This window comes from Nitrosophilus sp. (genome assembly GCF_982775275.1).
This window is the reverse complement of the sequence record NZ_CEXZHP010000074.1, coordinates 1-7065: the sequence shown is the minus strand read 5'-3', so window position 1 is coordinate 7065 and position 7065 is coordinate 1. Positions and strand designations below refer to the sequence as shown.

The window sequence follows — 7065 nt, the reverse complement described above, 5'->3', positions numbered from 1 at the left end:
GCTTTTTATGATTTTTTTAAATTTAGTCGCTTCAAAAAAACTTTTTAAAGATAATAAAGATAGATCCATTTTTATAATCGCCTCAATAATATCAAATACAGGAAATCTTGGCATTCCTTTGGGTATTGCTATTTTTGGGGAAGAGTCAATTGCCTATACCACTATTATAAATTTGGCAAACGTCTTTTTGGTTTATACTTTTGGAGTATATTTTTATTCAAGAGGGAATTTTGATATTAAAACCTCTCTTTTAAATATATTAAAACTTCCTATTTTATGGTTTGCACTACTAGCAATTTTATTTAATCTTTTAAATATTCCTCTTCACCCCTCTTTAGATAGAACTTTGCAGATGGGAGCATACGCAAGTATAGTTTTACAACTTATGATCTTTGGAATATATCTTTATTCGGTAAAATTAAGAGAGTTAAATATTAAGCTTTTAAAATATATAAATCTCGTAAAATTTATAATACTTCCTTTATTTGCATATTTTATTATAAAAATTTTGCCTATTGAGCCGTTATCAAAAGGGATACTCTTTATGGAGATAGTAATGCCCCTTGCCGTAACCAACGTTAATCTATCGGCACTATATGAGTGCAAACCAAAAGATGTTACCGCGGCGGTTTTTACAACTTCGGCTCTTTTTTTGATACTAATTTTCGCTTATATTCCCATTATCCAAAACCTTATAAAAAACTGAAATTCTTTGATATAATTGCATGAAAATTTCAAAATCCTAAAGGAGTTTTTTGAAAAAGAGAATCTTACTAACAAACGATGACGGCTTTGAATCGCCAGGTCTTAAAGCGCTAATAGAAGCTGTAAAAGATTTGGGAGAGGTTTTAATAGTGGCTCCAACAACGGAAAAAAGCGCTTGCGGCCACAGTCTTACTTTAACAAGACCTTTAAGATTTATAGAGATAGAGGATAATTTTTATAAACTTGATGACGGAACTCCAACTGACTGCGTATATCTCGCACTAAACGCTTTGTATCCAGAAGGCGTTAAACCCGACTTAGTAATCAGCGGAATAAACAGAGGAGCCAATATGGGAGAGGATATCACATATTCTGGAACCGCGAGCGCTGCTATGGAAGCGGCACTTTACGGAGTTCCTTCCTTTGCCATCAGCCAAGTTTGCAACTCAAACTGCGAGAAAACGGAAATTGAAATAGGCTACGATTTGGCAAAACAGGTAGCAAGAAAACTTGCTCTAAAAATATTAAACGAAAAAAATCCCCTAAGCGATAGAAAATTTTTAAACGTAAACGTTCCACCTTTAAAACCTAAAGATTTAAAAGGATATAAAATCACAAGAGCCGGATATAGGCTATACGCAAACGACGCTCATCTTCACAGAAATCCAAGAGGATTAGAGTATTGGTGGTTAGGTCTTCATCCTCTTGAGTGGAAAAGAGGGGAAAAAAGAGATTGCGATTTTGAAGCTATAAAAGATGGATATGTCTCTATAACTCCTATAAAAGCCGATTTGACGGCTTATGAAGAGATGGAAAAACTCAAATCTTGGCTAAAAATTTAAGAGGAAAAAAAGTGAGATACGATAGATGCAGAGCGCTTTTTGGAGATGATTTTGAAAAGATAAAAAAAGCAAAAGTCTTGCTTTTAGGAGTTGGAGGGGTTGGAAGTTTTTGCTTAGATTGTCTTTATAGAAGCGGTGTTAGCGATATTACCATCGTAGATTTTGATAGATACGATATAACAAATCAAAACAGACAAATAGGCAGCGAATTTGTAGGAGAAAAAAAGGTTGAAGTTTTAAAAAGACTCTACCCTTCCATAAAAGCTATAGAGGCAAAAGTCGATCAAAATTGGATAGAAGATTTTGATTTTTCAAAATATGATATTGTTTTAGACGCAATAGATGATATTAAAGCCAAAATCGCTCTTGCAAAAAAAGTATCAAACAAATTAATATCCTCTACCGGTAGCGCTAGAAAGTGTGATCCTACGAAAATAAAAGTAGATTCCATCTGGAAAACCTACGGCGATCCTTTTGCCAAAAAAATTAGATATGAACTTAAAAAATCCGGATTTAATGGAGACTTTTTAGCCATCTTTTCCCCTGAGAGCCCAATTTGTAAAGATAAAGGTAGCTTTGTAGGGGTTACCGGAGCTTTTGGACTAGCTCTTTGTAGTGAAGGGATAAAAAAATTAATTACTTCGTGAAATTTACTTAATTATAATAAATTCTATTTCTTTTCTTATATAAGCTCGATCTTAATTTAGAAACTATTTAAAATTTTATTTGCTAATTTAATATTTTTTTATTTTTTTTAAGTATTATTACTAAAATATTACAAATCCAAGGAAAAATCATGAGATATATTATAAAACTTATATTGTTAGCATTTATATTTACCGGATGCGCTAATATATACAATATTCAACCTTCCAATGTATCAAAAAACAAGACATTTAAAGTCATTCCATTTGCAAATTTTACACAAACGCCAATGGCCGGCTATAGAGTTGCCGGTATAAGCGAAGGTGTTCTCAAATCTAAAAATATAGATATTAAAGGCAGCCTATTAAATTATGATGAAAAAGATTACACTTTTGAGGAGATAAATCAAATTATTAAAAAAAGTCACGATTGCGACTATCTTTTAACAGGCTACGTAAACGAATATAGATATAAAACCGGGATAGATGGCGAACCTGCCGTTAGTGTTACATTAAAATTATATGATGTTAAAAATAAAAAATATATTTGGAGAGGTGTAGCTTCAAAAACCGGATGGAGCTATGAATCTTTAAGCACCATTTCTCAAGAGATCATAGATGAAATGATATCAGATATGTTAGCAGATAATTTATAATTTTAAAAGATATTTTATGAGTCAAATAAAAGAGAGATTTTTTTTAAAAGAGAGTTTTTCCGCTTATGTTGAAACATCTATTTTAGTTATAATTTCTATTTTTATTGGATGGTATTTTTTCCCTCAAGATCCTCTTTTGCTAAATTCCAATTTCTCCTTTTTTATTTTTGTTTTAACTATAATCACTCTTTTTTACGGTTTTGCGGCTGCTGCAATAGGTTTGACTCTAATGGCTTTAACAATATACTTTTTTTATCCTAGCTTTTATTATGAGACATTTTCTTTTTATCTATTACTTGCCTTTATATTAAGCGAGTTTCACTTCTTTTGGTATAGAAAATTGAAAGAGGCTGAGGAGACAAACAACTTTTTGCGAGAAAAACTTGAAGAAAATGCAAAAAACTTATTTGTATTAAAAACTTCCCATGATCAGCTTGAAAAACATTATATATTAAAACCGATGAGTATAAGAGCCACATTAAAAGAGATCAAAAAATTAATATCAGAAAATAAAGAGTTAGCGATTAGAGAATTTTCAAAACTATTATCAAGGGTTTGCGGTATAGAATCTGGAGCTTTTTTTTTAATAAAGGAGAAAGAATTTATAAAAATTTCAAATATTGGCAAAAAAGAGATAAAAATCAAACCTAATGATCCTTTAGTAGAATCTGTACTTGAAGATAAAACAATAAAATATCTAACCGTTTCTAACTTTTTAGAAAGCAACTATAAGGCCGTGCTTCCCGCTTTTGATAATAAAAATGAAATAGTTGGATTGTTTATTATAGAAGATATCTCCTTTTTAAATCTAAATAAAGATAATATGCTTACTATATCTTTATTTATCTCATATTTTATCAACTCTTATCAAAATATTTTAGAATTTTTAGATTATAAAAAAAGATTTCCAAACATTGAAGAGTTTTTTATAAAAGAAATATATAAACTAACAGAAATTTTTAAAAATTTCAAAAAAGAGAGCTCTTTTGTGATTTTCTCCTTCCCTAAAGATCTCTATTCTGAGCGTTTTATAAAAAAAATAGAATCTTCATTAAGGGGAATAGATATTTTAATAGATTATTGCGAAAATAGCATATGCAAAGTTGTTGTATTGCTTCCGTTAACATCCGAAATCGGAGCGGAAGAGTTTTCAAATAGAATAAACTATTTTTTAAATAACGACTTTAACGAATTAAAAAATCAGATAAAAACAGAGATTTTCTCTATAACAAAAGATTTTGAAAAAAATCTAAAAAAAATAGCACAATCATGATAGCAACAGAATATAAAGCTTTATCACTCTCTATTATCTTAGAAACTAGCGCAATATCTGCACTTTTTTATGAAAAAGCTATAGAGCAGATGATATTTTTTTTAAGTTTTCATCTATTATCATCTCTACTAATCTCATATGCGGTTTGGATAATTTTGCCTAAAAAATATAAAGATTCAAAAATTGCTTCATATTTACTTATTTTTTTTATTAGCTTTATTATACCGGTTTTATCCTTTGTAGGTTTTTTAATATATATTATTTTATTTAAAAAAAGAAAAGAGATCGTTAAAATCCCTATACAAAAAGCCGATATTAACGAAATATTGAATGAAAAAATTGTTATAAATAAAAGAAATTATGGAGAAAGCTCTTTAAAAATATTTGCGACTCAAACAGATCTACCGAATAATTTGAGATTAAAAGCATTTTTATATTTGACCCAACTAAATTTGCCAAAAAGTTTTGAATTGATAAAACACGGGCTTAAAGATCCAGATGATGAGATAAGACTTTTATCCTTTAGCGTAATAAACAAGATGGAAAAAAATATTAATAAAAAAATTCATGATCAATTAACATTATTGCAAAAAAGCAAAAGCTTACATAAAATAGCAAATATCCACAAAGAGCTATCAAAACTTTACTGGGAATATGTTTATATAGGACTTGCTGATTATGAATATCAAAAATATATATTTTCTCAAATAGAATATCATGCAAAAGAGGCTTTAGAGTTTATAGATGATGATCCTTATCTTTATATTACTTTGGGAAAACTCTATTTAAGAAAAAAAGATTTTGATAAAGCTTACAAATTCTTTATAAAAGCTAAAAAATTAAATACCCAAGAATATAAAACTCTTCCATATATTGCCGAGATCTACTTTTACAAAAAAGAGTTTAAAAAAGTAAAAGATATTTTCAATAAAAATCCCTATCTTAAATTAGATCCTTATCTTTTTCCGATTGTTTCATTATGGAGAGAAAATTTATGAATAGAAAAAAAGAGATTTTAATAATTGCCGAAGGAACATATCCATATATAAAAGGTGGGGTTTCTACTTGGATACATCAACTAATATCGGGGTTGGAAGATTTTGATTTTTCGGTTCTTTTTATCGGCAGCAAAAAAAGTGATTATGACGATATCTCTTATGAATTACCAAAAAATTTAAAAAATATATATACCCATTATCTTTTTGATAAAAACGAAAGACCAAAACCAAGCCCTATAAAATCTAAAAAAAATTTTTTCAACGATGTAGAAAAATTGCATTTGTGGTTTAATAAAAAAGATGAAAATATTTTCCCTGAAAATTTTAAAAGACTTGATTTTTATACACAAAAAATAACACAAAAAGAGTTTTTATATAGTTTTGAATCATGGGAATATATTAAAAATAAATATATGAAATTTGCGCCACAAAGCGCTTTTATAGACTATTTTTGGACAGTAAGAAATATGCATGCGCCAATTTGGAAGATTGCGCAAATTGCTAAAGATATAGAACCATTTGATATTATTCACTCTCCATCAACCGGATATGCAGGCTTTTTGGGTTCTTTATTGAGCTTTAATTATAAAAAACCTTTCATTTTAACTGAGCATGGTATTTATACAAGAGAAAGAAAAATAGATATGCTAAACGCAGATTGGCTAATCGATACGAGAACTATTTTTCAAAAAGAGATCGGCTCAATTAGCCATATAAAAAATATGTGGATAAAATTTTTTGAAGGGCTTGGAAAAGTATCATATGAAGCTGCAAACCCGATAATATCGCTATTTGATAGGGCTAGAGAAATACAGATAGATTATGGAGCAGATCCTAAAAAAACCAAAGTTATTCCAAACGGCGTAGATGTAGAAAAACTAAAAAAAGTTAGAGTCGAAAAAAAAGATAAAAATATTATATCTTTAATAGGAAGAGTAGTCCCTATCAAAGATATAAAAACTTTTATAAAAGCTATAAGGATAGTAGTTAATACCATAAATGATTGCGAAGGCTGGATAGTTGGACCAATGGATGAAGATGAAAATTACGCAAATGAGTGTAAATTTTTGGTAGAAGCGTTAAGTTTGGAAAAAAATATAAAGTTTTTAGGTTTTAAAAAAATTGATGAGATATTACCAAAAACAAAAATATTAACTCTAAGTTCAATTAGTGAAGGTATGCCTCTAGTTATAATAGAAGGTTTTGCCGCTGGAATCCCAGCGGTTACTACAGATGTGGGTTCTTGCAGACAGCTAATCTATGGAGGTATTGACAAAAACGATAAAATGATAGGAAAAGCGGGAGAAGTTGTTCCAATTGCAAATCCCTCCGAACTTGCAAACGCATACATAAAATTTTTGACAGATTCTAAATTATGGGAAGATGCAAAAAAATCTGCTATAAAAAGAGTCGAAAAATATTACACACTAAATCAATTTTTACAAAATTATAAAAAAATTTATCAAGAGGTATCTATATAATGGCTGGTATTGGTTTTGAACTTGAAAAAATTTTAAATAAAAAAAGACTTTTTTCCATTTTCAAAGCTTACAGTTATTCAGCGGCAATAAGCTCAGGACCGTGGTTAATTTCTATTATAAGTATTTTAATTTCAGGGTATATAGCCAAAATATATATTAAACAGCCAGAGATTATTGCTCAGTTTCAAGTAACCGTAACCTATCTAATCGCGTTAAGTCTAATTTTTACAGGTTTTTTTCAATTATCATTTACAAGATATATTGCCGATTTGATATTTGAAAAAGAATATTGCCAAATCTTACCAAACCTAATGGGAGCGATTTTATTTAATATGGTTATTGGATTTTTGATTGTTTTCCCTTTTTCATTATTTTTTATTAAAGATACAAATGTAATATACTCTTTGCTCTTTTCATAAAAGTATGGATCTAATTCTAAATTTTTATCTTTTTTTACCTCTATATT

The 7065-nt window shown here is 29.0% G+C and carries 8 protein-coding genes; all 8 read left to right on the top strand.

Going from position 1 to position 7065, the window contains the following annotated elements; translation table 11 throughout:
• A partial coding sequence (locus AC30RD_RS04965; protein WP_489493203.1) for an AEC family transporter occupies positions 1 to 706 on the top strand: 706 nt, incomplete at its 5' end.
• Between the two features lie 49 nt (positions 707 to 755).
• Positions 756 to 1547: a 5'/3'-nucleotidase SurE gene (gene surE / locus AC30RD_RS04960; RefSeq protein WP_489493202.1), complete on the top strand. Its 792-nt coding sequence runs from the start codon at positions 756 to 758 to the stop codon at positions 1545 to 1547.
• A gap of 11 nt (positions 1548 to 1558) precedes the next feature.
• Complete coding sequence (locus AC30RD_RS04955; protein WP_489493201.1) at positions 1559 to 2194, top strand: ThiF family adenylyltransferase; 636 nt, start codon at positions 1559 to 1561, stop codon at positions 2192 to 2194.
• 149 nt (positions 2195 to 2343) lie between these two features.
• Positions 2344 to 2847: a hypothetical protein gene (locus AC30RD_RS04950; RefSeq protein WP_489493200.1), complete on the top strand. Its 504-nt coding sequence runs from the start codon at positions 2344 to 2346 to the stop codon at positions 2845 to 2847.
• 16 nt (positions 2848 to 2863) lie between these two features.
• Positions 2864 to 4120, top strand: coding sequence for a PelD GGDEF domain-containing protein (locus AC30RD_RS04945; protein WP_489493199.1), 1257 nt, complete (start codon positions 2864 to 2866; stop codon positions 4118 to 4120).
• Positions 4117 to 5118, top strand: coding sequence for a tetratricopeptide repeat protein (locus AC30RD_RS04940; protein ID WP_489493198.1), 1002 nt, complete (start codon positions 4117 to 4119; stop codon positions 5116 to 5118). The genes AC30RD_RS04945 and AC30RD_RS04940 overlap by 4 nt, the downstream gene beginning before the upstream one ends.
• The gene (pelF, locus tag AC30RD_RS04935) at positions 5115 to 6599 is read left to right on the top strand and encodes a GT4 family glycosyltransferase PelF (protein WP_489493197.1); all 1485 of its coding nucleotides are present in this window, start codon (positions 5115 to 5117) and stop codon (positions 6597 to 6599) included. The genes AC30RD_RS04940 and pelF overlap by 4 nt, the downstream gene beginning before the upstream one ends.
• Positions 6599 to 7018 (top strand): exopolysaccharide Pel transporter PelG, encoded by a 420-nt coding sequence (pelG, locus tag AC30RD_RS04930; protein ID WP_489493196.1) that lies wholly within the window; start codon positions 6599 to 6601, stop codon positions 7016 to 7018. Before pelF ends, pelG begins: the two co-directional genes overlap by 1 nt.
• The last annotated feature ends 47 nt before the right edge of the window (positions 7019 to 7065 follow it).

Bases quoted from the DNA above. Each gene is read 5' to 3' on its own strand.
- AC30RD_RS04950 (WP_489493200.1), top strand. From the start codon at position 2,344: ATGAGATATATTATAAAACTTATATTGTTAGCATTTATATTTACCGGA.
- AC30RD_RS04945 (WP_489493199.1), top strand. From the start codon at position 2,864: ATGAGTCAAATAAAAGAGAGATTTTTTTTAAAAGAGAGTTTTTCCGCT.
- AC30RD_RS04940 (WP_489493198.1), top strand. From the start codon at position 4,117: ATGATAGCAACAGAATATAAAGCTTTATCACTCTCTATTATCTTAGAA.
- pelF (WP_489493197.1), top strand. From the start codon at position 5,115: ATGAATAGAAAAAAAGAGATTTTAATAATTGCCGAAGGAACATATCCA.
- pelG (WP_489493196.1), top strand. From the start codon at position 6,599: ATGGCTGGTATTGGTTTTGAACTTGAAAAAATTTTAAATAAAAAAAGA.